The sequence below is a fragment of the Paracoccus shandongensis genome (genome assembly GCF_017315735.1).
Taxonomy (GTDB): Bacteria; Pseudomonadota; Alphaproteobacteria; order Rhodobacterales; family Rhodobacteraceae; genus Paracoccus; species Paracoccus shandongensis.
Map to the genome: position 1 here is coordinate 1 of NZ_JAFLRK010000042.1, position 24,272 is coordinate 24,272.

Annotated in this window: 24 protein-coding genes and 3 pseudogenes; 16 read left to right on the top strand and 11 right to left on the bottom strand. The window is 67.0% G+C overall.

All coding sequences use genetic code 11. From position 1 onward, the window contains the following. Both JX613_RS17660 and hpbA read right to left on the bottom strand, forming a co-directional pair. Nucleotides 1–84 (bottom strand): annotated as a pseudogene (locus JX613_RS17660) (FAD-binding protein); the annotation flags it as partial. 121 nt (nucleotides 85–205) lie between these two features. Beyond that, on the bottom strand, nucleotides 206–2,239 hold the full coding sequence (gene hpbA / locus JX613_RS17665; RefSeq protein WP_207102789.1) for an N-methyl-L-proline N-demethylase HpbA: 2,034 nt from the start codon (nucleotides 2,237–2,239) through the stop codon (nucleotides 206–208). Nucleotides 2,240–2,385: 146 nt separating this feature from the next. Between hpbA and JX613_RS17670 the strand changes: the two genes are divergently transcribed. The 4 genes and pseudogenes from JX613_RS17670 (at nucleotide 2,386) to JX613_RS20325 (ending at nucleotide 5,162) form a co-directional block, all read left to right on the top strand. After that, nucleotides 2,386–3,015, top strand: coding sequence for a TetR/AcrR family transcriptional regulator (locus tag JX613_RS17670; RefSeq protein ID WP_207102790.1), 630 nt, complete (start codon nucleotides 2,386–2,388; stop codon nucleotides 3,013–3,015). A 231-nt stretch (nucleotides 3,016–3,246) separates the two neighbouring features. After that, nucleotides 3,247–4,035, top strand: a complete 789-nt coding sequence (locus JX613_RS17675) for a pyrroline-5-carboxylate reductase family protein (RefSeq protein ID WP_207102791.1) — start codon at nucleotides 3,247–3,249, stop codon at nucleotides 4,033–4,035. 193 nt (nucleotides 4,036–4,228) lie between these two features. After that, nucleotides 4,229–4,408, top strand: a pseudogene (locus tag JX613_RS20320) (ABC transporter substrate-binding protein); the annotation flags it as partial. A 331-nt stretch (nucleotides 4,409–4,739) separates the two neighbouring features. Next, nucleotides 4,740–5,162: a hypothetical protein gene (locus JX613_RS20325; protein WP_207102813.1), complete on the top strand. Its 423-nt coding sequence runs from the start codon at nucleotides 4,740–4,742 to the stop codon at nucleotides 5,160–5,162. A gap of 8 nt (nucleotides 5,163–5,170) precedes the next feature. On the opposite strand, the gene JX613_RS17690 is transcribed toward JX613_RS20325, so the two are convergent. After that, the gene (locus tag JX613_RS17690; protein WP_207102792.1) at nucleotides 5,171–6,073 is read right to left on the bottom strand and encodes a LysR family transcriptional regulator; all 903 of its coding nucleotides are present in this window, start codon (nucleotides 6,071–6,073) and stop codon (nucleotides 5,171–5,173) included. A 112-nt stretch (nucleotides 6,074–6,185) separates the two neighbouring features. Between JX613_RS17690 and JX613_RS17695 the strand changes: the two genes are divergently transcribed. Both JX613_RS17695 and JX613_RS17700 read left to right on the top strand, forming a co-directional pair. Next, on the top strand, nucleotides 6,186–7,412 hold the full coding sequence (locus tag JX613_RS17695) for an aromatic ring-hydroxylating oxygenase subunit alpha (protein WP_207102793.1): 1,227 nt from the start codon (nucleotides 6,186–6,188) through the stop codon (nucleotides 7,410–7,412). Then, entirely contained in the window at nucleotides 7,409–8,476 is a 1,068-nt protein-coding gene (locus JX613_RS17700; protein ID WP_207102794.1) for an FAD-binding oxidoreductase, read from the top strand. The genes JX613_RS17695 and JX613_RS17700 overlap by 4 nt, the downstream gene beginning before the upstream one ends. Nucleotides 8,477–8,538: 62 nt before the next feature. Here JX613_RS17700 and JX613_RS20030 read toward each other — a convergent pair whose 3' ends face one another. Next, the gene (locus JX613_RS20030) at nucleotides 8,539–9,495 is read right to left on the bottom strand and encodes a YsnF/AvaK domain-containing protein (RefSeq protein WP_237168686.1); all 957 of its coding nucleotides are present in this window, start codon (nucleotides 9,493–9,495) and stop codon (nucleotides 8,539–8,541) included. Next, entirely contained in the window at nucleotides 9,485–9,919 is a 435-nt protein-coding gene (locus JX613_RS17710; RefSeq protein ID WP_207102795.1) for a YsnF/AvaK domain-containing protein, read from the bottom strand. The genes JX613_RS20030 and JX613_RS17710 overlap by 11 nt, the downstream gene beginning before the upstream one ends. 189 nt (nucleotides 9,920–10,108) lie before the next feature. Here JX613_RS17710 and JX613_RS17715 point away from each other — a divergent pair, with 189 nt between their 5' ends. Next, nucleotides 10,109–11,593: an HWE histidine kinase domain-containing protein gene (locus JX613_RS17715; RefSeq protein WP_207102796.1), complete on the top strand. Its 1,485-nt coding sequence runs from the start codon at nucleotides 10,109–10,111 to the stop codon at nucleotides 11,591–11,593. A gap of 41 nt (nucleotides 11,594–11,634) precedes the next feature. Next, entirely contained in the window at nucleotides 11,635–12,297 is a 663-nt protein-coding gene (locus JX613_RS17720; protein ID WP_207102797.1) for an SOS response-associated peptidase, read from the top strand. Here JX613_RS17720 and JX613_RS17725 read toward each other — a convergent pair. From JX613_RS17725 to rph, 6 genes are read right to left on the bottom strand one after another with little or no spacing between them, the layout of a single operon-like run. Continuing rightward, the gene (locus JX613_RS17725) at nucleotides 12,287–12,856 is read right to left on the bottom strand and encodes a DNA-3-methyladenine glycosylase (RefSeq protein ID WP_207102798.1); all 570 of its coding nucleotides are present in this window, start codon (nucleotides 12,854–12,856) and stop codon (nucleotides 12,287–12,289) included. The genes JX613_RS17720 and JX613_RS17725 overlap by 11 nt on opposite strands. A gap of 3 nt (nucleotides 12,857–12,859) precedes the next feature. Next, nucleotides 12,860–13,213 (bottom strand): YbaN family protein, encoded by a 354-nt coding sequence (locus JX613_RS17730; RefSeq protein WP_207102799.1) that lies wholly within the window; start codon nucleotides 13,211–13,213, stop codon nucleotides 12,860–12,862. A 1-nt stretch (nucleotide 13,214) separates the two neighbouring features. Then, a complete protein-coding gene (hemW, locus tag JX613_RS17735) occupies nucleotides 13,215–14,396 on the bottom strand; it encodes a radical SAM family heme chaperone HemW (protein WP_237168688.1) in 1,182 nt (393 codons plus the stop codon). Continuing rightward, nucleotides 14,393–14,767, bottom strand: a complete 375-nt coding sequence (locus tag JX613_RS17740; RefSeq protein WP_207102800.1) for a RidA family protein — start codon at nucleotides 14,765–14,767, stop codon at nucleotides 14,393–14,395. The genes hemW and JX613_RS17740 overlap by 4 nt, the downstream gene beginning before the upstream one ends. Then, on the bottom strand, nucleotides 14,760–15,368 hold the full coding sequence (rdgB, locus tag JX613_RS17745; protein WP_207102801.1) for an RdgB/HAM1 family non-canonical purine NTP pyrophosphatase: 609 nt from the start codon (nucleotides 15,366–15,368) through the stop codon (nucleotides 14,760–14,762). Before rdgB ends, JX613_RS17740 begins: the two co-directional genes overlap by 8 nt. Continuing rightward, nucleotides 15,365–16,078, bottom strand: coding sequence for a ribonuclease PH (gene rph / locus JX613_RS17750; protein ID WP_207102802.1), 714 nt, complete (start codon nucleotides 16,076–16,078; stop codon nucleotides 15,365–15,367). Before rph ends, rdgB begins: the two co-directional genes overlap by 4 nt. Before the next feature lie 71 nt (nucleotides 16,079–16,149). Between rph and hrcA the strand changes: the two genes are divergently transcribed. The 8 genes and pseudogenes from hrcA to JX613_RS17790 all read left to right on the top strand — a co-directional run. Further along, complete coding sequence (gene hrcA, locus JX613_RS17755; protein WP_207102803.1) at nucleotides 16,150–17,205, top strand: heat-inducible transcriptional repressor HrcA; 1,056 nt, start codon at nucleotides 16,150–16,152, stop codon at nucleotides 17,203–17,205. A 7-nt stretch (nucleotides 17,206–17,212) separates the two neighbouring features. After that, entirely contained in the window at nucleotides 17,213–17,743 is a 531-nt protein-coding gene (locus JX613_RS17760; RefSeq protein ID WP_207102804.1) for a nucleotide exchange factor GrpE, read from the top strand. A 366-nt stretch (nucleotides 17,744–18,109) separates the two neighbouring features. Beyond that, the gene (gene gfa / locus JX613_RS17765; RefSeq protein WP_207102805.1) at nucleotides 18,110–18,694 is read left to right on the top strand and encodes an S-(hydroxymethyl)glutathione synthase; all 585 of its coding nucleotides are present in this window, start codon (nucleotides 18,110–18,112) and stop codon (nucleotides 18,692–18,694) included. 93 nt (nucleotides 18,695–18,787) lie between these two features. Then, on the top strand, nucleotides 18,788–19,918 hold the full coding sequence (locus tag JX613_RS17770) for an S-(hydroxymethyl)glutathione dehydrogenase/class III alcohol dehydrogenase (protein ID WP_207102806.1): 1,131 nt from the start codon (nucleotides 18,788–18,790) through the stop codon (nucleotides 19,916–19,918). A gap of 78 nt (nucleotides 19,919–19,996) precedes the next feature. Further along, nucleotides 19,997–20,638: an ATP-dependent Clp protease proteolytic subunit gene (locus JX613_RS17775; protein ID WP_207102807.1), complete on the top strand. Its 642-nt coding sequence runs from the start codon at nucleotides 19,997–19,999 to the stop codon at nucleotides 20,636–20,638. Further along, nucleotides 20,635–21,144 (top strand): GNAT family N-acetyltransferase, encoded by a 510-nt coding sequence (locus JX613_RS17780; protein ID WP_207102808.1) that lies wholly within the window; start codon nucleotides 20,635–20,637, stop codon nucleotides 21,142–21,144. Before JX613_RS17775 ends, JX613_RS17780 begins: the two co-directional genes overlap by 4 nt. Continuing rightward, a complete protein-coding gene (gene fghA, locus JX613_RS17785; RefSeq protein ID WP_207102809.1) occupies nucleotides 21,141–21,974 on the top strand; it encodes an S-formylglutathione hydrolase in 834 nt (277 codons plus the stop codon). Before JX613_RS17780 ends, fghA begins: the two co-directional genes overlap by 4 nt. A gap of 168 nt (nucleotides 21,975–22,142) precedes the next feature. Next, nucleotides 22,143–23,939: pseudogene (locus tag JX613_RS17790) on the top strand (methanol/ethanol family PQQ-dependent dehydrogenase); the annotation flags it as partial. Nucleotides 23,940–24,272 lie beyond the last annotated feature (333 nt).

The window sequence follows — 24,272 nt, forward strand, 5'->3', positions numbered from 1 at the left end:
GCCCACCTGCCAGTCGTTCGGGGCGTATCCGCTGTCAACGGCGGCGCGCGAGGCGCCCACGGCGGCGCCCAGCTTGTCGGCCAGCGCCCCGGCACACAGCACCGTGACCGCGCCAAGCCACTTCCGAGGCCGCCCCCCGCTCCTTCAGACGGATCGCTTCCTCCACCGCGATCTCGTCAAACGGGTCATCGAGGATCTTCATGGGTTAGATGTCCTTCACCAGGCGCAGCGCGTCATAGATCGCGGCATGGGTGTTGCGCGCCGCCACCGCGTCGCCGATGCGGAACAGGCGGAAGGCGCCATCGTTCTTGCGGATCGCCTGCAGCCCGCCGGTGGTCAGCGCCTCGTAATCGACCTCGCCCTCGTTCGAGGACAAGGGCTTGAGGTCGAAATACAGCGTGTCCAGCGGCCGGGTGCCGTGGTTGACGACCACCTGATCGACGATGCGGTCGCGCGTGACGCCGCCGTAATCGCTGCCCAGCGTGGCGCGCAGCCGGTTGCCGTCGCGCATCACCGATTGCAGCCGCCAGGTCACGGTGAAGGTCGTGTCGCGGGCCTGAAGGCTGCGCATGTAGGGGACCAGGTTCATCGCCATCACCTCGGGCGAGAAGGCACGGTCCGGCGTCACGATTTCCACCCGGGCGCCGGTCGCGGCGATCAGGTCGGCGGCCTGCAGGGCGGCATGATCGCCCGCATCGTCATAAACCAGCACGTTGCTGCCGGGCTTCGCGTCGCCCCCCAGGATGTCCCAGGCGGAAACGACCAGGTCGTTGCCTTCCGCCAGCACCTCGGTATGCGGCAGCCCGCCGGTGGCGATGATCACCTCGTTGGGGTTCGTGGCCAGCACGTCGTCCGCTTCGGCGAAGGTGTTGAAGTGGAAGGTGACGCCGTGCCGGTCGCACATGGCCTGCCGCCAGGCGATGATCGCCATCATCTCTCGCCGGCGTTCCTGAAGCGCGGTCAGGCGGATCTGGCCGCCGGGCTGGCTTGCGGCCTCGAACACGGTCACGGCATGGCCGCGTTCGGCGGCAACGCGGGCGGCCTCCATCCCCGCAGGCCCGGCGCCGACGATGGTGACGCGTTTTTTGGTGGGCGCGGGCGGGATTGCGTGGGGCATCGTCTCCTCTCGCCCCGTGGCGGCATTGTGCAGGCAGAAGGCCATCCCGCCCTGGTAGATGCGGTCCAGGCAATAGTTCGCGCCGACGCAGGGGCGGATGTCATCCTCGCGCCCCTCGATGATCTTGCGAACCAGGTGCGGGTCGGCCATGTGCGCGCGGGTCATGCCGACCATATCGACCAGGCCTGCGGCGATGGCATGGCGCGCGGTCGGCACGTCGGGGATCTTGGCGGCGTGGAAGGTGGGAAAGTTCGTCGCGCGCCGGATCTGGCCCGCGAAGTCCAGATGCGGGGCGTTGCGCATCCCCTGGACCGGGATCACGTCGGTCAGGCCCGCATCGGTGTCGATATGGCCGCGCACCACGTTCAGGAAATCGACCAGTCCGCTGTCCTTCAGCTTTTGCGAGATGGCGAGGCCGTCCCCGGCGTCAAAGCCGCCAGGCAGGCATTCGTCGCCGGTATAGCGGACGCCGACGATGAAATCCGGCCCGCAGCGGTCGCGGATGCCGCGCAGGATGTCGAAGGTGAAGCGCAGGCGGTTGTCCAGGGAACCGCCGTAGTCGTTGTCCAGATCGTTGGTCAGCGGCGACCAGAACTGGTCCATCAGGTGCCCATAGGCCTGCAATTCCAGCCCGTCGAGGCCCGCGGCCTTCATCCGTTCCGCCGCATCGACGTAATCGCCGATGATGCGGGCGATGTCCCAGTCCTCCATCTTCTTCGGAAAGGAGCGGTGGGCGGCTTCCCTTTCATGGCCGGGCGAGACGACCGGCAGCCAGTCGGCCTTGTCCCAGCGGGTACGGCGGCCCAGATGGGTCAGCTGGATCATCACCGCGCAGCCGTGGTCGTGGCATTCGTCGGCCAGCCGCTTCATCCAGCCCACCACCTCGTCCTTCCAGGCCAGGATGTTGTTGAAGACCGGCGGGCTGTCGCGCGACACCGAGGCCGACCCCGCCGTCATGGTCAGCGCCACCCCGGCCCGGGCCCGTTCGACATGATAGGCGCGGTAGCGGTCCTTGGGCATCCCGTCTTCCGGATAGGCCGGTTCATGGCTGGTGATCATGATCCGGTTGCGCAGCGTCAGGTGCTTCAACTGGAACGGCTGGAGAAGGGGGTCGTTCGACATGGGCTGCCTTCAGGGATGGAGGGTCTGGACAGGACGTTCCCCAGAATGTTCATATGTGTCAACTTGAAAATCATGATTGAACGCAAGGCACCCAAGATTGCACATTCACCTTGTGGGACAGGGCCCGATTGCATATCGACAAGGGCATGGATCAGGCACATGCACCGGAAACAGGATGGCGCGGATCGCGCGAAGGCTGGCTCGAGGCCGGCTATCAGGCGCTGATCGAGGGGGGCATCGACGCCGTGAAGATCCTGCCGCTGGCCAAGCGGCTGAACCTGTCGCGCACCAGCTTCTACTGGTTCTTCGCCGACCGCGAGGCGCTGCTGGCCGCCCTGATCGACGGCTGGGAAGACCGCACGACCAGGCCCCTGGTGGACGCGACGACCCAATACGCCGAAAGCGTGTCCGAGGCGGTGCTGAACGTCCTGACCTGTTTTCTGGCAGCGAATGTCTTTGATTCCCGCCTGGAATTTGCCGTGCGCAGCTGGGCCTTGCAGGACGAAGGCGTGGCTGCCCGGGTCCGCGCCGCCGACGACGCCCGGCTGAAGGCGCTGACGCGGATGATGGCCCGCTGGGGCCATGACGCGGCCGAGGCCGATGTGCGGGCGCGCACCATCTATCTGGTCCAGATCGGCTATATCTCGATGCAGCCCCAGGAAGACATTGAGACGCGGCTGACGCGCATTCCGCTGTATGTGAAAATCTATTCCGGCCGGGAGCCCGAGCCGCGCGAGATCGCCCGATTCAACGCGGGAATCCGTCGCGCAGGCTGAAAAGGTCGCTTGAACCGATCAACCGATTCGCCCGATGGAACGTGGCGCCCATGCCCTTTCTGAATGCGTGTGTTCGATTAAGGTCGTTCGCGGTTCCATGGTGAATATTCGATATGCCTCCATGAACTTCATGGTGACAGTATTGAACATTTTGTTGCAAGGCGGGGCGGCGGGGCTGTAGCCAAGGGCAAAGGCCAAGGCAGCAGCGCCCGGCAAGGAGGAAGGAGAGACATGCGGATCGGCATCATCGGTGCGACCGGATGGCTGGGATCGGCCTTGGGGGGCCGGTTGCTGTCCGGGGGCATCGTGGCGCCGGACCAGCTTGTCGTCGTCAACCACAGCGGGCCGCGCGCCGATTATCACGGGCATCCGGTCCGCTGGGCGCGGGATGCAGCGGAACTGGCGGCGCTGTCGGATGTGGTGGTCGTCTCGGTCAGGCCCGAGGACTGGCCCGCCTTGCAAGTGCGGGCCGAGGGAAAGCTGGTCCTGTCCTTCATGGCGGGCGTCGGCGCGGATCGCCTGCGGGCCTGCGGCGGACGGATCGTCCGCGCCATGCCCAATGCGGCCGCCGAAATCGGCCAGTCCTGGACGCCCTGGTGGGCGGATGCGGGCGTCACGGATGCCGACCGGCAGGCGGTGACGATGATCCTGTCGGCCATCGGCACCTCGGACGAGATTTCCGGCGAATCGCAGATCGACCTGATGACCGCCCTGCCGGGATCGGGCGCGGCCTATCCCGCGCTGATGGCGGTCGCCATGGCGGATTTCATGACCGGCCAGGGCGTGCCCGAAAACATCGCCTGGCGCGCGACCGAGGCCGCGGTCTGCGGCGGCGCGGCCATGCTGGCGGGCCGTATCGCGGATGCGCCCGCGCTGCTGGCGACCTATCGCGATTACCGCGGCACCACCGCGGCGGGGATCGAGGCGGCCGAGGCGGCGGGCTTTTCCACCGCCATCCAGGCCGCGCTGGAGGCAGCGACGGCAAAGGCCCGTGCCATGGCGGACGCCGCGAAAGGTTAGACAAACCCCTGCGGTCGGGTCCGGCGGCGGCCTGGCTGCATCGGAACAAGGGCCATGGCTGCGACGCCTAGGTCATCATCGCCGACACGGTGCGCGCCATACCTCGCTGGTGGAAAAGGGCGAGCCCGAGATCATTCCCGAAGGCTGGATCGGCCATTACTGGGCGCCGACCTCGCTTCCGGGCAAATACGAAATGGTTAGGGTCGATTTCGGTGTGCCGCTGGACCAGGCCGAATGGGACCGCTGCACCGCCGTCGCCGATTGCGCCGATCCCAAGCCCAACGGCTGGCCCGCCGACGAGGTGCTGACCCCGGTCGTCAGGGACTTCGCGGACAAGACCGACCCGGCGGTCATCGAATACCTGTCCCGGCGCAGCGGGTCAAACGACGCCGTGAACGCGCTGATGGCCTGGATGACCGACAACCAGGCTACCGGGAAAGGATGGAGGCGCTTGGCGGCTGGAAAGTCCGGCTGTCCTGGCGCCGCAAATCGGTCACCCAGGCGGCGGCGAAAGCGCCATGGCCGCAGAACTGGGCGGCGCGCTGACCGGGATCGGCACCTTCGGGAATACATGTATGCCTGGCCCGAGCGGATCTGCGTCTATACCGCGCTGGATGCCGAACGGCGCGGCGCGACCCTGCGCCCCTATGCCGCCGTCACGGGGATCGAGCGGGCAGGGGGCCGCTGGCCCGACCGAAACCGTGGTGCGCGACGATCCCGACGGCATCCGCGTCACCGACGCCCAGGTCGCCTGCATCCTGGCCGAGGCGACCCACCTGTTGCCGCACCTGAACCTGACGCGCGCCGACGTGGTGCATTGCTGGTGCGGCGTGCGTCCGACTCCGACGCTGGACGGGCAGGACACGGTGCTGCCGGTCCGCGTGGCGGAACAGCCGGGCCGTCGCGGGGCAGCGGCCAAGGGCGCGATCCTGCGGACCGAGCATGTCACCCATCTGGACGACCTGATCCGCCGCCGCCTGCCCGACGGCCTTGACCCCGACCCGTGCCGCGCCCGGCCGAAGACCTGTCCCGCATCGCCGCAGCCGCCCTCGGCTGGCCCCAGGGGCGCCGCCAGCAGGAACTGCGCCGCTTCCACCAGGGAGCCGACCGCATCCATCCCGCCATGACGCCCGCCTCATCCGCCCTGCGCCGCACCGGCTGAGGCGTCGCGCAAAAGCCAGGTGGCGAACAGCCGCGCCCTGGCCGAGGCGCGGGGATGGATCACCATGCGGAACGGGACCGAGGACGGGATGTCCTGCGGCACCAGCCGCACCAGCCGTTCGCGCGCCAGCAGATCGGTCATCAGCCCGTCCCAGGCCAGCACCGCGCCCACATCGTCCTGCGCCGCCTGCAGGGCGATCATGTGGTTGTTGACGAACAGACCCCGTCCCACCGGCGCGGGGCCGCCCAGGGCCGCGAACCATTCCGCCCAGCTTGTCCATTGATGCGCATCGTGGTTGGTGTGGACCAGCGGCACCTGGGCCAGGTCGGCCAGGCTGCGGATGGCGTGGCTGGCCGCGAAGCGGGGCGTACCCACCGCGATGATGCGGTCGCGGAACAGTTCATGCGACGGGCCGGGACCGGGGCTGCCGGTCAGATAGCCGATGCTGATGTCGTGCAACCCCCTGGTCCCCGCCACGTCGCTGACGATCTGCGACACTGTGATGGCCGGATGGCTGCGCCAGAAGGCCGTGATCTTGGGCGTCAGCCACAAGGCGCTGACGGCGGTGGTCACGCGGATCGTCACGTCCACCGCCTGCGGCCGGTCACGCAACTGCGCCACCGCGTCCGAGATCCCCTCGAACCCCCGTTGCAGGGCGACCAGCAGGAAGGCGCCCTGTTCGGTCAGCTCCACCCCACGATGGCGGCGGAGAAACAGCGCGCAGCCAAGGTCGGCTTCCAGCGCCTTGATCTGGTGGCTGATCGCTGCGGGGGTGACGTTAGTCTCGTTCGCCGCAAGCTTGAAGCTGCCATGCCGCGCCGCCGCCTCGAAGCTGATCAGGGCCGTCATGGAGCCGAAGTCATAGGGTCTGGGCATCGGGCCTTCGGTTTAGCTGAACTAAGCCAGGATGAATTTTTCTGCCGTTGTCAGCAAGCCCGGCACGGGGGATTTTCGCGGCAATCCCTTAACCCCCAACCGGACGCCAGCCATGACCGACATTCACAGCCTGCTTGCCCGCCGCATTCCCGGCCACGCGCTGGAACAGCCCTTCTACACCTCGCCCGAGGTCTATCGGCTGGATCTGGACACCATCTTCTATCGCGAATGGCTGTATGCCATTCCGGCGGCGCAACTGGTCAAGGCGGGCAATTATGCGACGCTGAAGGTCGGCGCCTATAACGTGGTGATCGTGAAGGGCGGCGACGGCGTGATCCGGGCCTTCCACAATGCCTGCCGCCACCGCGGGTCGATCGTCTGCAAGGAACGCGAGGGCAAGGTCGCCAAGCTCGTCTGCCCTTATCACCAGTGGACCTATGACCTGGATGGCCGCCTGATCTGGGCCAACAACATGGGGCCGGATTTTGACCCCAGCAAGCACGGGTTGAAGCCCGTCCATGCGCGCGACCTGAACGGGCTGATCTATATCTGCCTGGCCGAGACGCCGCCCGATTTCGACGACTTCGCCCGCACCGCAAGCCCTTTCCTTGAGGTCCACGATCTGCGGGACGCCAAGGTGGCCTATAGCTCGACCATCATCGAAAAGGGCAACTGGAAGCTGGTCTGGGAAAACAACCGCGAATGCTATCATTGCAGCGGCAACCACCCGGCGCTGTGCCGGTCCTTCCCGCTGGACCCCGAGGTCGCGGGCGTGTCGGCGGACGGGTCCATCTCGGCGCGGTTGCAGGGGCATTTCGACGCCTGCGCCGCGGCCGGGGCGCCCGCGCAGTTCACCCTGGGCGGGGGCGGGCAGTTCCGCCTGGCCCGGATGCCGCTTCAGGAAAGCGCCGTCAGCTATACGATGGACGGCAAGGCGGCGGTCGCGCGGCAGTTGGGCCGGGTCGCCAAGCCCGACGCCGGGTCGCTGCTGGTGTTCCATTACCCGTCCACCTGGAACCACTTCCTGCCCGATCATTCGCTGACCTTCCGCGTCATGCCGATCAGCCCCACGGAAACCGAGGTCACGACCACCTGGCTGGTCCACAAGGACGCGGTGGAAGGCGTGGACTATGACCTGAAACGTCTGACCGAGGTCTGGATCGAGACGAACGACGAGGACCGCGAGATTGTTGAGACGAACCAGGAGGGCATCCATTCGCCCGCCTATGTCCCCGGCCCCTATTCGCCCGACTGGGAAAGCGGCGTGATCCAGTTCATCGACTGGTATGCCGACTGGCTGGAACGCGGCCTGGCCCCGCAGCGGCTGGCGGCGGAATGAACGCGCAGGCCCGGCCCGGCCTGCGGTTCTGGTCCGACACGGAACCGCTGGAATGCGTGGCGACCCTGCCCGAGGCGCCGAACGTCATGACCTTCTGCTTCCAGGCCCCCTCGGGCGCGCTGTTCGGCCATGATCCGGGGCAGTTCATCACGCTGGAACTGCCGGTGCCGGGGGGCGCGCTGTGGCGGACCTATACCATCTCGTCCTCGCCAACCCGGCCCACGTCGCTGACGATCACCGTCAAGGCGCAGCCGGGATCGGTGGGCACGCGCTGGATGTTCGACCACCTGCGGCCGGGGATGCGGCTGAAGGCGACAGGCCCGGCAGGGCGGTTTTCCACCGTTCATCACCCGGCGGAAAAATACCTGTTCATCTCGGCCGGGTCGGGGATCACGCCGATGATGGCGATGACGACGGCGATATACGACAGCGGCCGTCCCGCCGACATCGTCTTCGTGAACTGCGCCCGCCGCCCGTCCGAGATCATCTTCCGCGAGCGCCTGGAACAGATGGCGTCCCGGACCGAGGGCATCGCACTGAAATGGGTGGTCGAGGGAAAGGATCCCTATCGCCCCTGGACGGGCTTCCAGGGCATGTTCAACCAGCTGATGCTGGGCCTGGTGGCGCCCGATTACCTGGAACGCGAGGTCTTCTGCTGCGGGCCCGAACCCTTCATGGGGGCGGTGCGCGACGCGCTGTCGGGGCTTGGCTTCGCCATGGACCGCTATCACCAGGAAAGCTTCGGCGCGCCGCCGCCCGGGGCCGAACCGGCACCCGTGGATGCCGTGCCCCATGCCGGCCAGGCCGCCGAAGTCACCTTTGCCGCATCCGGCGTGACGCGGCCTTGCGCGCAGACCGACACGATCCTGGCGGTCGCGCGGGCGGCGGGGCTGAACATCCCCTCGGGCTGTTCCATGGGCATCTGCGGCACCTGCCGGATCCGCAAGCTGTCCGGTCAGGTCCACATGGTCCACAACGGCGGCATCACCGACGACGACATCGCGGACGGCTATATCCTCGCCTGCTGTTCCAAACCGATGGGCGCGGTGGCGGTGGAGGTCTGAAGGGGCGCATGAAAAATCCCCGCGCGGTGGCGCGGGGATCGGTCATTGCAAAAGGACAGCCGTTACGTGCGGTCGCGGTCCAGATCCGTGCGGTTCACATCCGTGCGGTTCAGGTTGGTCCGGTCGTCCTCGATCTCGACCTCGGTGTGGCGGACGGTGTCCGAGATCGTTTCGCGGTGGGTGTCGCTGGTCTTGCGCAAGCCGATCTCCTCGACCACGCGGGCTTCCTTCTGGACCACCGCTTCCTCGCGGTATTCCTCGGCTTCCAGGGTGCGGTCCTGGAAGGCCACGTCCGCGGCATCCAGGGGACGGTCCACCGGGCGGCGCTCGATCTCGACATGTTCCTCGCGCAGCTCGACGCTTTCGCTGACCGGCTGCTCGACCGTGTAGGCGCGGACGCGGACGCGGCCATGGGCGGTTTCGCGCTTGCCCACGCGCAGGCGTTCCTCGATGACCGGGATCGTCTCGTCGGTGCCCATGCGCGCGGTGTCGCCCGCGATGGGACGGTCGGTCTGCAGGCTGGTGGCCTCATAGCTGGTCACCGCGGGTTCGGAGAGCCCCGTGGTTCCGGTGGTCCCGGCGGTTGCAGCGGTCCCGCTGGCATAGGGACTGGCCTCGTAGCCGCCCCAGCCTTCGGAACGCCAGCTTTGCTCGCGCTCGTCCAGGTTGACGCTGCCCTCGTCGTCCAGGATGTCCAGGGCAAGATCGTAATGGGACGCGGCAAGGCCCGTCACCGTCACCAGATAGCCGCCGCGCGACAGGCCCTCGGCATAGGCATAGCGGTCCTCGTCGGGGAAGAAGAAATCGCCCAGGCTGTCCCAGAAGCCCTTGTCGCGGTTGTCCGTGCCGGCGGCCGTGGCCGTGGTGGCGCCGGATCCGCCCGCGACCATCCGGATGCTGGCCGAGGGAATGCCTGCCTGCACAAGCCTGTCCACGGCGCGCTGCGCTTCCGCCTCGCTGTCGAAGAGAGCCGAAACGGAGGTCGTTCCGGTGGTGCCGACTTCATTGTCATAGGTCATCTTGATCGTCCTTGCTTTGGGATGGGGCCGGATCGGCGGCCTCGCCGGGGGGCGGAAGGCGGTCGATCTGGACGGTCTGGCGACGGGTGGTCGCCGGGATCTCGACGGTTTGCGTTCTTTCGACGCGGCGAACATGAACTTCCTCGCGAAGATACAGTTCCCGCGTGACGACCAGCCGTTCCTCGACAACGGGGATGATGGTCAGGTCGCCCTCGGTCGTGATCTGCGGGGCCGTCTCGACCTTGCGGCCGACGGGAACCCTGACCACCTCGACCTCCTGGCTGGACAGGTGGGCGGGAAGAACCTGGTCCACGGTTTCGGTCCGGGTCGCGACGCGGACGCGGCCGGTGACCACCTTCCTGGTGGTCAGGGACAGCGTCTCCTCGATGATCGGAAGGAATTCGGTTTCGTCATCCTCGGACATGTCGTTCCCCCCGCAGCCGTCGAGGGACAACGGATGGCCGCGCCCCGCGTTCCCTGACATTGATGTTATTGGCGGGGGCGGGCCCGGCGGGCGGCATCCCGCCAAGGGCCGGTCCCGCTAAGAAAAGTTTAGTGGCGGCGGGCCGAAACCCCGGGTATGAGGCGGAAAACATTCAGTTTCCATTGCGACATGACGGACACCAGGAAAGAGCCGTTCCTGCAAGGCGGCGGAGAATGTGGTGCATTGCTGCGGGGGCTGGACTGGGCCCGGAATCCGCTTGGGCCCCCCTCGGACTGGCCAGAGGAACTGGCCGTGCTGGTGGGCATGGCGCTGGTCTCCGCCCAGCCGATGCTGATCGTCTGGGGACCGCAGCAGATCACGCTGTATAACGACGGCTACGCGGCCATGTGCGGGCAGCGCCATCCCGCGGCCCTGGGCAGGCCCTTCCGGGATCTGTGGTTCGACATCTGGGACCGGGTCGAGCCGATGATCACGGCGGCCTATGAGGGCACCAGCACCTCGATGGAGGACATCGCCTTCACGATGTATCGCAACGGCTATCCCGAAAAGGCGAACTTCGCCTTTTCCTATACGCCGGTGCGCGACCGTTCGGGCGCGGTCCTGGGCATGTTCTGCCCCTGCACCGAAACCACCCGCGCCGTCGCCCTGCGCGACGCCCAGCGGGTCGAGCGCAGCGGTTTCCTGCAGATTTTCGAGGTGGCGCTTGGCGCGGTGGCGCTGCTCAGCGGGCCCGACCACATCTTCCGCTTTGCCAATTCCGATTACCTGCGCCTTGTGGGCCACCGCGATGTCATCGGAAAGCCCGTGCGCCTGGCCCTGCCCGAGGTGGTGGACCAGGGCTTCATCGACATCCTGGACCGGGTTTACCAGACGGGCGAATCCCATGTCGGGCGCCATATCCCCGTCGCGCTGCAAAGCCATCCCGAAGCCACGCCCCGGCAGCATTTCCTGGATTTCCTGTATCACCCGATCCGCGACGATTCCGAATCGATCAACGGCATCTTCGTCCAGGCCATCGACGTGACCGATCGCGTGGACGAGGATCAGCGGCGGCAGATGCTTCTGGGCGAGCTGAGCCACCGGATGAAGAACCAGCTGGCGATGATCCAGGCCATCGTCAACCAGACGCTGCGCTCGGCCGACGACCTGGTTTCGGCCACCAAGGCGCTGGGCGACCGCATCCGGGTTCTGTCCGGCGCCCACGACATCCTGATCGAGGGCCGCGCCAGCAGCACCACGGTCCAGGAGATCGTCGGGAAGGCCCTGGCGCTGCACGACCACGACGGCACGCGTTTCCGGGTCGAGGGACCGGCCCTGGCCATCGGGCCGCGCCCGGCGCTGTCGCTGTCCCTGATCCTGCACGAGCTTTCGACCAATGCCGCCAAATACGGCGCGCTGTCCGGCGACACCGGCACCGTGCGCATCCGCTGGGGCACCGACCGTTCCCCCCGGGGCGCCGACCGCTTTGTCCTGACCTGGACCGAAGAGGGCGGCCCCCCGGTCTGCCAGCCCGAAACCTTCGGGTCGGGATCGCGCCTGATCGGGGCGGGGCTGTCGGGCACGGTGGATTGCGACGTGACCACGGATTACGCGCCTGACGGGCTGCGTTGCGAAATCAGCGCGGATCTGCTGAGCTTCCAGTCCGCGCACTGACCCTGCGGGCCCGCGTCGGCCGGCCAAGGAGGACGCCTGCCATGTGCAACCTGTACAACCTGACCACCAACCAGCAGGCGATCCGCGACCTGGCGGGCGTGATGCGCGACAGCCTGGGCAACCTGGAGCCTGGCCTCGACATCTATCCCGACCGGCCCGCGCCGGTGGTGCGCAACACACCCGAAGGCCGCGAACTGGCCCCCTTGACCTGGGGGATGCCCACGCCGCCGCAGTTCCTGAAGGCAAGGGACGCGCCGGACACCGGCGTCACCAACATCCGCAACACCCAAAGCCCGCATTGGCGGCGCTGGCTGGGGGTGGAAAACCGCTGCCTGGTGCCCGCCACGGCATTCTCGGAATACGGGGCGAAGCCCGACCCCGTGACGAAGCGCAAGCCCCTGCACTGGTTTGCCAGGGACGAGACGCAGCCCTTGTTCTTCTTCGCGGGCCTCTGGACGCCGTGGCACGGCACGCGCGGGTCGATGAAGACCCCCCGCCCGGGCCAGCATCAGCTGTTCGCCTTTCTCACCTGCGAACCCAACAGGGTGGTGGGAAAGGTCCACCCCAAGGCCATGCCGGTGATCCTGACCGAACCCGACGAGATCGAGATGTGGATGACCGCCGACTGGTCCGCCGCCCGCGCGCTTCAGCGGCCTTTGCGTGATGATGCGCTGGTGCTGGTGGACCGGCCCGTCACGGGCTGACCGCCTGCGGAGGAAAGGGGCGGCTGAGGCCCCGGGCCCCGGCCATCCCGAACCGCCAGGGCAGATCCTGCGCCCGGCTGATGCCGATGCGCGGGCCTGTCAGCAGATCAGGCAGGGCGGGGGACAGGGTGATGGACAGGTCCGTGCCGTCGAAGGGGGCGCCGTCATCGCCGGACCGGATGCCAAGCGCCTGCGTCAGGCGCCCGGGGCCGTTGCAAAGCAGGGGGCTGTTGCGGCGCGCTTCCATCGCCTTGATGCCCGTGGTGGGCGTCAGCGCCCGGATCAGCACCGCCTCGCCCGGGCGGGCCACCACGTTCAGGCACAGGTGGATCCCGTAGGAGCGATAGACATAGGCGTGCCCCGCCGGGCCGAACATCGACGCGTTGCGCGCCGTGGGGCCGCGAAAGCTGTGGGACGCGGGATCGTCGCGGGTGTAAGCCTCGGTCTCGATGATGATGCCGCCCGCACCGCGCACCAGCAGGGTCGCGCCGATCAGGCGGCGGGCCAGATCTGTCGCATCCATCCCGGCGATCTGTTCGGGAAAGGGGGCTGCGCGCATGGATCAGGCCTCGGGCCGCGTCACCACGAAGGCGGCGATGGCGGTGCAGATCATGGCCTGCGCCGCCACGACCCACAGCGGCATTCCGACGAACAGGCTGAAGCCCACCCCGCAGGCCATGGCCGCTGTGGCCCAGATCTTGGCCAGGCGGCTGATCGCGCCGCGTTCGCGCCAGGCACGCACCGGCGGGCCATAGGTCGGGTGGTTCAGGATCCGCCGTTCCAGGCGCGGACTGCTGCGGGCGAAGGCCGCCGCCGCCAGCAGCAGAAAGGGCACGGTCGGCACCACGGGCAGGGCGATGCCGATGATGCCCAGGGCCAGGGCGATCAGTCCGGCGGCATACCACAGGCCCCGCATCTCAGGCCGCCAGTTCGCGCAGGATGGCGTTCAGCAGCGGACGGCCCTGGCGGGTGGTGCGCAACCGGCCGCCCGCCCGTTCGACCATGCCCAGATCGGCCAGCCGTCCGACCGCGCCTTCGTCCAGCGGCGCGCCCGCCAGGCGGGCATGACGGGCCTCGTCCAGACCTTCGCGCAATCGCAGGGACATCAGCAGATATTCGGTGGCCTGTTCATCCATCGGCACCAACTCGCGCAGCGACTCGCCCGTTCCCGTTGTCTCGACAGCGTGAAGCCAGGCGCCGGGCGCGCGATGCGCCTCGGTGGCGTAACGCCCGCCGGGCAGGGTGATGCGGCCATGCGCGCCGGGACCGACCGCCGCCCAATCGCCCTGCCGCCAATAGACGAGGTTGTGGCGGCTTTCCGAACCGGGGCGCGCGTGGTTCGAGGTCTCGTACCCCGCCATCCCCGCCGCCTCGCAGATATCCTGCGTTTCCAGATACATGTCGGCGGCCAGGTCGTCGTCGGGCAGGCCGCGCAGCTTGCCCGCCGCCGCGCGGGCGCCAAAGGCGGTGCCGGGCTCGATCGTCAGCTGGTAAAGCGACAGGTGATCCACCGCCATGGCCAGCGCATCCGTCAGTTCCGCGCGCCAGGCGTCCCGCGTCTGGCCCTGCCGGGCATAGATCAGATCAAAACTGACCCGGTCAAAGCAGGCGCGCGCCACGTCAAAGGCCGCGCGCGCCTCGGCGACCGAATGCATCCGGCCCAAGGCGCGCAGGTCGGCCTCGTTCAGCGCCTGGATGCCCATCGACAGCCGGTTCACGCCCGCCTCGGCAAAGCCCTGGAAACGCCCGCGCTCGACGCTGGTGGGATTGGCCTCCAGCGTGATCTCGATGTCGTTGGCGAAACCCCAGGCGGCGCGGGCGGCGCGCAGCACGCTGTCAACCGTTTCGGGTTCCATCAGCGAGGGCGTGCCGCCGCCCAGGAAGATGCTGCCCAGGTGGCGGCCGGGCAGTTCCGCGGCAAGCCGGGCGATTTCCGCAGACAGTGCGGCGGCCCAACGGGCCTGATCGACGGCGGGCGCGACATGGCTGTTGAAGTCGCAATAAGGGCACTTGGCCGCGCAGAAGGGCCAGTGGACATAAAGGCCGAAGCCCCCCGCCCGCCAGTCCTCTGCGAAGCTGCCTTGGCCCGGCATCATCATCCGCGCAGCGCCGTGACTTCGATTTCCACCTTCATCTCGGGCCGGATCAGGCCTGCGATGACCATGGTGGCGGCGGGGCGGATATGCCCCAAAGCCTCGCCCAGGGCGGGGGTGATCGCGTCCACAAGGGTGGCGTCGGTCACGGTGTATTGCACACGCACGATGTCGCCGGGGGCAAAGCCCGCCTCGGCCAGGGTGGCGAAGATGGTGCGGAAGCAGTTGCGCGCCTGTTCGCAGGGATCCTCCGGCATGGTCATCGTCGCATAGTCGTATCCGGTCGTGCCCGACACGAAGCACCAACCGCCCTTCACCACGGCGCGGCTGTATCCCATCGCGGCCTCGAAGGGCGATCCGGTCGAGATCCTATGCAAAGCTGCCCCTTATCATCCGCTCCACCGCCCGCGCCCGGTGGCTGAGGCTGTTCTTCATCGCGGGCGGCATTTCCCCCAGGGTCACGTCATGCCCGTCCGGCATGAAGATGGGGTCGTAGCCGTGGCCTTCAACCCCGCGCGGCGGCCAGACGACCTGGCCGGGCAGGACGCCCTCGAAGACCTCGTCGTGCCCGTCGGGCCACATCAGCACCAGCGTGCAGCGGAACTGGGCCGTGCGGGGCAGGGGGGCGCCCCGCGATTCCAGCTCGTCCCAGGTGCGCTGCATGGCCATGCGGAAATCGCGGCCATTCCCGGTTTCCGCCCAGTCGGCGGTATGGACGCCCGGGGCGCCGTCCAGCGCATCGACGCAGATGCCGCTGTCGTCGGACAGGGCGGGCAGCCCGGTCGCCTGAACGGCGGCGCGGGCCTTGATGCGGGCATTGCCGACGAAGGTGGTCTCGGTCTCCTCGGGTTCCGCCAGACCGGCTTCTGCGGCACCCACGACCTCGACGCCGTAGGGGGCCAGCAGGGCGCGCATCTCCTCGAGCTTGCCCGCGTTATGGGTGGCGACCAGCAGGCGGGTGCCGTCGAACTTCCTCATGCCACGGCGGCCTTTTGCGCGGCGACCAGGTCGGCCATGCCGCCTTCGGCCAGATCCAGCAACTGCCCCATCTGGTCGCGCGAGAAGGTCGCGCCCTCGGCCGACATCTGCACCTCGATCAGCCGGCCGCTGCCTGTCAGCACGAAGTTGCCGTCGGTCCCGGCCTCGCTGTCCTCGGCATAGTCCAGATCCAGCACCGGCTGGCCCGCATAGATGCCGCAGGACACGGCCGCCACATGGTCCATGATCGGGTCGGAGGTGATCGTCCCCGCCTTCAAGAGCTTGTTCACCGCCAGCCGCAGCGCGACCCATCCCCCGGTGATGGACGCGCAGCGCGTACCGCCATCGGCCTGGATCACGTCGCAGTCGACCGTGATCTGGCGTTCGCCAAGCGCGCTGCGATCCACGCCCGCTCGCAAGGACCGCCCGATCAGGCGCTGGATTTCCTGGGTGCGGCCCGATTGCTTGCCCACGGCCGCTTCGCGCCGGTTGCGGGTGTTGGTGGCGCGCGGCAGCATCCCGTATTCCGCCGTGACCCAGCCAAGCCCCGTGCCCTTGAGGAAACGCGGCGGCGTTTCCTCAAGCGAGGCGGTGCACAGGACATGGGTGTTGCCGACGCGGATCAGGCACGACCCTTCGGCATGGGCCATCACGCCGGTTTCGATTGAAATCGGACGCATTTGGCTTAGATTCCGGCCAGACGGGCGCATGGTTTTTCCTTTTCGCGAAGATCCCCGCCCCATACCGCCCCTGCGGCCCATCACGCAACCCTTCGAGGGACATGGACCAGAAGACGCCGTTGCAGGACATGAACGACCGCTCGCGCGAGATCTTCCGCCGCGTGGTCGAGATCTATCTGGAAACCGGGGAACCCGTGGGCTCTCGCACGCTGACCCGCGCGCTGTCCGAAAAGATCAGCGCGGCGACCATCCGCAACGTCATGCAGGATCTGGAACTGATGGGCCTTCTGGACAGCCCGCATGTGTCCGCCGGGCGGATGCCCAGCCAGCAGGGGCTGCGGCTGTTCGTCGATGGCATGATGGAGGTCGATACCGTCAACCCCACCGACCGCGCTGCCCTGGACCAGACGCTGGGCAACGACGATCCCGACACGGGCGTGCTCTTGGACCGCGTCAGCACGGCGCTGTCGTCCATCACGCGCGGCGCGTCGCTGGTCCTGATGCCCAAGCACGAGGCGCCGATCCGCCATATCGAGTTCGTGAGCCTCGGCCCCGACCGGGCGCTTGTGGTCTTGGTCTTTGCCGACGGGCATGTGGAAAACCGCCTGTTCACGCCGCCCGTGGGCCAGACCCCGTCGTCGATGCGCGAGGCAGGGAATTTCCTCAACGCCATGGCCGAGGGGCGGACGCTTTCCGAACTGCGCGGCCATATCGGCCGCGAGATCGCGGCGCGGCGTCAGGAACTGGACGTGCTGGCCGCCGAGCTGGTCCAGTCGGGGCTGGCCTTGTGGGACGCCGAATCCCACGATCCGCGCCTGATCGTTCGGGGCCGCGCGAACCTGCTGGACCAGGAGGCCGCCGACCTGGACCGCATCCGCGTGCTGTTCGACGACCTGGAACGCAAGCGCGACATCGTGGAATTCCTGGAACTGGCGGAAAAGGGCGAGGGCGTGCGCATTTTCATCGGATCCGAAAACAAGCTTTTTTCGCTTTCGGGTTCCGCTCTGGTGGTTTCCCCCTATATGAATGCCGACCGGAAGATTGTAGGCGCGGTGGGCGTCATCGGACCGACGCGGCTGAATTATGGCCGGATCGTGCCGATCGTCGATTACACCGCGCAGCTGGTCGGGCGGGTGCTGTCCGGCCGGAAAGGATGATGGAACGATGAACGAGCAGAACGAACAGCCTCTTGACGACATCCTGGCGGATCCGCTGGCCGATCCGGCTGATGAGATCGCCGCGCTCAAGGCCGAACGCGACGAATTCCGCGACAAGTTCATGCGGGCGCTGGCGGATGCGGAAAACTCCCGCAAGCGCGCCGACAAGGACCGCCGCGACGCGGAACAATACGGCGGATCGCGCCTGGCCCGCGACCTGTTGCCGGTCCACGACGCCCTGACCCGCGCGCTGGACGCCGCGGGCGAGGAACAGCGCGCCGCGGCCGCCGCCCTGATCGAGGGGGTGGAGCTGACCCTGCGCGAGCTGTCCAACGTCTTTGCCAAGCACGGCATCACCATCATCAGCCCCAAGCCCGGCGACAGGTTCGACCCCTCGGAACACGAGGCCATGTTCGAGGCCGCCGTCCCCGGAACCATCCAGGGCGAGATCATCCAGGTGATGGACAACGGCTTCCGCCTGCACGACCGGCTGCTGCGCCCGGCCAAGGTGGGCGTGTCCTCCACGCCCGCAAGCTGATTTCGTTACGAACCGTGGTCCGAATGGCGAAGGCCATCGCCTTCGCCACGCGATGCGCTATCCACCTGGAACCGCCGGGCCTTCAAGGCCCGGCTCGCGCCCGCCCCGCCCCCAGGCGGGCGCTTCACGCCCCCCTCGGGTCGGGCGCCGGCCTTATGGGGTTGCCAAGCTGCACCGTCTTTGGTTGCACCGTCGCGCAAAGGCGGGGGAAACGCATGCGTTTCCTGATCCCGCCTGCGCCGGAGTGTCTGGATTTGCCCTGACCAATCCCCGGCGGGTTTCCTGCTACAACCTTCCGCTGACTTGCCGAAATGTCCCGATGGCGCGACGGTGACAGGACATTCGGTTCATCGGGAGGGAAGGACCATGGCCAGTACTGAGGGGGTGAAGATCCACCCCGCCGTGGATAACGGCATCAAACAGGGCAATCCCGGTTTTTCGGGGGGGATCCTCACCTGCAAATGCGCGACGAACCCGGTCAAGGTCCGGGTGGGCGCGCAGACGGCGCACAACCATGTCTGCGGCTGCACCAAATGCTGGAAGCCCGAGGGGGCGATCTTCAGCCAGGTCGCCGTGGTGTCGCGCGACGCGGTCGAGGTTCTGGAAAACGGCGACAAGCTGCAGGTGGTCAACAAGGACGCGCCGATCCAGCGTTACGCCTGCACGGGTTGCGGCGTCCACATGTATGGCCGGATCGAGAACAAGGACCATCCGTTCTACGGCCTGGATTTCGTCCATACCGAACTGTCGGACGAGGCGGGCTGGTCGGCGCCGGAATTCGCGGCCTTTGTCAGCTCGGTGATCGAATCCGGCGTCGATCCGTCGCGCATGGACGGCATCCGGGCGCGTTTGCGCGAACTGGGGCTGGAACCCTATGATGCCCTGTCGCCGCCGCTGATGGACGCCATTGCCACCCATGTCGCCAAGCGCTCGGGCAAGCTGGCCGCTTGACGCCGCCGTCCGACCCCATGCAAGAACCCGAAGGGGGCCGCCTTGCGGCCCCTGCGGCTTTCACCGAATGCCCGAACCGATAGGAGAACACCCATGAGAACCCGCGCCGCAGTCGCCCTTGAGGCTGGCCGACCCCTGGAAGTGATGGAGGTCAACCTGGAAGGCCCGAAAGAGGGCGAGGTGATGATCGAGATCAAGGCCACCGGCATCTGCCACACCGACGAATTCACCCGCTCGGGCGACGACCCGGAAGGCCTGTTCCCGGCCATCCTGGGCCACGAGGGCGCGGGCGTCGTGGTCGAGGTCGGGGCGGGCGTGAAATCCGTCAAGCCGGGCGACCATGTGATCCCGCTTTACACCCCCGAATGCCGCGAATGCCCGTCCTGCCTGTCGGGCAAGACGAACCTTTGCACCCGGATCCGCGCGACCCAGGGCCAGGGCCTGATGCCGGACGGGACCAGCCGCTTTTCCATGCTTGATGGCACGCCGATCCACCACTACATGGGCTGCTCGACCTTCTCGAACTTCACGGTGCTGCCGGAAATCGCGGTGGCCAAGGTGCGCGAGGATGCGCCCTTCGACAAGATCTGCTATATCGGCTGCGGTGTGACCACCGGCATCGGCGCGGTGATCAACACCGCCAAGGTGGAAATCGGCGCCAAGGCGGTGGTCTTCGGCCTGGGCGGCATCGGGCTGAACGTGATCCAGGGCCTGCGGCTGGCGGGCGCGGACATGATCATCGGCGTGGACCTGAACAACGACAAGAAGGCCATGGCGGAACGCTTTGGCATGACCCATTTCGTCAACCCCAAGGAAATCGACGGCAATATCGTCCAGCACATCGTCGAGATGACCAAGACCCCCTTCGACCAGATCGGCGGCGCGGATTATTCCTTCGACGCGACCGGCAGCACCAAGGTCATGCGCGACGCGCTGGAATGCACCCATCGCGGCTGGGGCCAGTCGATCATCATCGGCGTGGCGGCGGCAGGCGCGGAAATCAGCACGCGGCCGTTCCAGCTGGTCACCGGCCGCGTCTGGAAGGGCACGGCCTTCGGCGGCGCGCGGGGCCGCACGGACGTGCCGAAGATCGTCGACTGGTACATGGACGGCAAGATCGAGATCGACCCGATGATCACCCACACCTTGCCGCTGGATGACATCAACAAGGGCTTCGACCTGATGCACAAGGGCGAGTCGATCCGCTCGGTCGTCCTTTACTGATCGTTCATCCCTGCATAGGTAAAAGAACGGCGGGGCCATGGTCCCGCCGTCGCCATGAGGAACAGAAGGAGCAGGCCGATGCGTCACCAGTGGCTGGACGATGACGACGACGACGAACCGGAGGAAGACGACCGGCGCCACAAGGGCGACAAGGACGAGGGTCTGGGCCTGCCCGAGGGCGACAAGATCGGCAAGCTGTATTTCAAGTCGCGCACGGTGATCGTGGCGGGCGCCATCAACGACAAGCTGGCGCAGCGCACCGTGGCCCATCTTCTGGCCCTGGCCGAGGACAGTGACAAGCCGATCAACATGCTGATCTCGTCCCCCGGCGGGCATGTGGAATCGGGCGACATGATCCATGACGTGATCAAGTTCATCCGTCCCACCGTGCGCACCATCGGATCCGGCTGGGTGGCATCGGCGGGCGCGCTGATCTTTGTCGCGGCCAAGAAGGAAAACCGCTTCTGCCTGCCCAACACGCGCTTCCTGATCCACCAGCCCTCGGGCGGGATCGGCGGCACGTCGTCGGACATGATGATCCAGGCGGAACAGGTGCGCCTGATGCGCGACCGCCTGAACCAGATCTTCGCCGAGGCGACCGGCCAGCCGGTCGAGCGGATCGAGAAGGACACGCAGCGCGACTTCTGGCTGAACACGCAAGAGGCGCTGGACTATGGCCTTCTGAACAAGGTCATCCGCAGCGCGGACGAGTTGCAATGACCGGGGGCGGGGTGGACATCCGCCCCGCGACCGCCGCCGACCACGACGCCATCTGGGACATCCTGAGGCCGGTCTATCGCGCGGGCGAAACCTATTGCGTCCCGCGCGACATGTCCCGCGACGATGCGCTGGCGGACTGGTTCGCCAAGCCCTTCACGGCCTTTGTCGCCGAATGCGATGGCCGCATCCTCGGCACCAGCCATGTCGGCGCGAATCGTCCTGGCGGGGGTTCGCATGTGGCCAACGCGTCCTTTGCCACCCATCCCGAGGCGCGGGGGCGGGGCATTGCCCGCGCGCTTGTGGATCACGCGAAAATCTGGGCCAAGGGGCAGGGTTTCGCGGCGATGCAGTTCAACTTCGTCGTCTCGACCAATGCCGATGCCGTCCATTTGTGGCAGAAGGCCGGATTTGCCATTGTGGGCCGCCTGCCGGGCGCGTTTTGTCACCCCACGCTTGGGCCGGTCGATGCGCTGGTCATGTTTCAGACCCTGGAGGATGTCGGATGACGCTTGAAACCCTTTCGGAAAACCGCAGCTTCGGCGGCACGCAGGGCGTTTACCGCCACAAATCGCAATCGACCGGCACCGACATGACCTTCGCGGTCTTCATGCCGGAACTGGTGGCCCATGAACGCGTGCCGGTGCTGTGGTATCTGTCGGGCCTGACCTGCACCCATGAAAACGCCATGACCAAGGCCGCAGCGCAGGCATGGTGCGCGGAAGCGGGTATCGCCATCGTCTTTCCCGACACCTCGCCCCGCGGCGAAGGCGTGGCGGATGACGAGGCTTATGACCTGGGCCAGGGCGCGGGCTTCTATGTCAACGCCACGCAGGATCCTTGGGCGCCGCATTTCCGGATGTGGGATTATATCGTCCACGAACTGCCTGAACTGGTCGGCGACAGTTTCGCCATCGACCGCGATTCCATGGGCATCACCGGCCATTCCATGGGCGGGCACGGCGCGCTGACCATCGCCATGACCCATCCCGAACGCTACAAGTCCGTGTCGGCCTTCGCGCCCATCGCCAACCCGACCGAATCCGACTGGGGCCAGAAGCAGCTGTCGGCCTATCTGGGCGAGGATCGGTCCGCCTGGCGCGCCCATGATGCCACGATCCTAATGACGGAACGCGGCTTTCCGGGCGAGGTGCTGATCGACCAGGGCAGCGCCGACCAGTTCCTGGACAAGCTGCGCCCCGAGGCGCTGGCCCAGGCCATGATGGCGCGCCGCCAGCCCGGCCAGTTCCGGATGCAGCCCGGCTATGATCACAGCTATTTCTTCGTGCAAAGCTTCATGGCCGACCATGTGATGTGGCACGCCGAGCGTCTTCTGTAAGGCGCTTGCCGATCATTCCCGGCCGCCTTGGCAATTCACCCTAAGACTTTAGGGGTAATTGCCAAAAGGTCGCATTGACGCAAGAGGGTGTCGGTCAAAGACTGCCTTCCAGGACGGCGACAGGAGGAGGGAACCTGTCGCGCGCTTCCAACAGCGGAGGAGCACTTCATGAAAAGATTGCTGAACAGCACGGTCGCCGTGCTGCTTCTGACGGGCGCGGCGGGTCATGCCAACGAAAGCGTCCTGGCGGAAACGGCCAAGCCCGAGCAATGGGCGATCCAGACCGGCGACTATGCCAACACGCGCTATTCGGAACTGGACCAGATCAACCGCGACAACGTGGGCGACCTGCGGGTGGCCTGGACCTTCTCGACCGGAGTGCTGCGGGGCCATGAAGGCAGCCCCCTGGTGATCGGCGACGTGATGTATGTCCACACGCCCTTCCCCAACAACGTCTTCGCCCTTGACCTGAACGACAACGGCCGCATCCTGTGGCGCTACGAGCCGCAGCAGGACCCGGAAGTCATCGCGGTGATGTGCTGCGACACCGTGAACCGCGGCCTGTCCTTTGCCGACGGCATGGTGATCCTGTCGCAGGCCGACACCACCGTCGTGGCGCTGGACGCCAAGTCGGGCGAGGTGAAATGGTCCACCAAGGTCGGCGACCCGGCCATCGGCGAGACGCTGACCGCCACCACCATGCCGGTCAAGGACAAGGTGATGGTGGGCATCTCGGGCGGCGAATACGGGGTGCGCGGCCGGATGACCGCGCTGAACCTGGCCGACGGATCGGTGGCCTGGAAGGCCTATTCCACCGGCCCGGACGAGGAGATGCTGGTCGATCCCGAAAAGACCACGCACCTGGGCAAGCCGGTCGGCAAGGACAGCAGCCTGAACAGCTGGGAAGGCGACCAATGGAAGATCGGCGGCGGCTCGATCTGGGGCTGGTTCTCCTATGACCCCGACCTGAACCTGGTCTATTACGGGACGGGCAACCCCTCGACCTGGAACCCGTCGCAGCGGCCGGGCGACAACAAGTGGTCGATGACCATCATGGCCCGCGATGCCGATACCGGCATGGCCAAGTGGTTCTACCAGATGACGCCCCATGACGAATGGGACTTCGACGGCGTCAACGAGATGATCCTGACCGACCAGGAAATCGACGGCAAGCCGCGCAAGCTGTTGACCCATTTCGACCGCAACGGCCTGGCCTATACGCTGGACCGCGAATCCGGCGAACTGCTGGTGGCCGAGAAGTATGACCCGGCGGTGAACTGGACCACCGGCGTGGACATGGATCCGAATTCGGAAACCTATGGCCGCCCGGCCGTGGTCGCCGAATACTCGACCGCCCAGAACGGCGAGGACGAGAACACCACCGGCATCTGCCCCGCGGCCCTTGGCACCAAGGACCAGCAGCCGGCGGCCTATTCGCCCAAGACCCAGACCTTCTATGTGCCGACCAACCACGTCTGCATGGACTATGAACCGTTCCGCGTCGCCTATACCGCGGGCCAGCCCTATGTCGGCGCCACCCTGTCGATGTATCCGGCCCCCAACAGCCATGGCGGCATGGGCAACTTCATCGCCTGGGACAACGTCGAGGGCAAGATCAAGTGGTCGCTGCCCGAACAGTTCTCGGTCTGGTCGGGCGCGCTGGCGACGGCGGGCGACGTGGTCTTCTATGGCACGCTGGAAGGCTATCTGAAGGCGGTCGACGCCGACACGGGCAAGGAGCTTTACAAGTTCAAGACCCCGTCCGGGATCATCGGCAACGTCATGACCTATGAGCATGGCGGCAAGCAGTATATCGGCATCCTGTCGGGCGTCGGCGGCTGGGCCGGCATCGGCCTGGCGGCGGGCCTGACCAACCCGAACGAAGGCCTGGGCGCCGTGGGCGGCTATGCGGCGCTGTCCGATTACACGGAACTGGGCGGCCAGCTGACCGTGTTCGAGCTGCCGGGCGAGGCGTCGGCTGCGAACGAACCGGCGGCGGAACCGGCGCCTGCGGAAGGCGGCACCAGCGGCTAATACTTTCGGCCCGCTAACGCAAAGTTGCGCTATCAAACCCTCCCCCCGAGGATAATCTCGGGGGGAGTTTTACCTGCGGAGGAACGGGTAAATTGAATTTCGGGAGGAACGAGACAATGAAAGCCATCACCAGCCTTGCGTCGCTGGCCCTTGCCGCGGCCATGGCCACGACCGCATTCGCACAGGACGCGGCCACCCCGCCCGCCCAGGGGGGCGCGGGCGCCGCGGCCGCGACATCCGGCGCGGCGGCGGCGGCGGAACCGG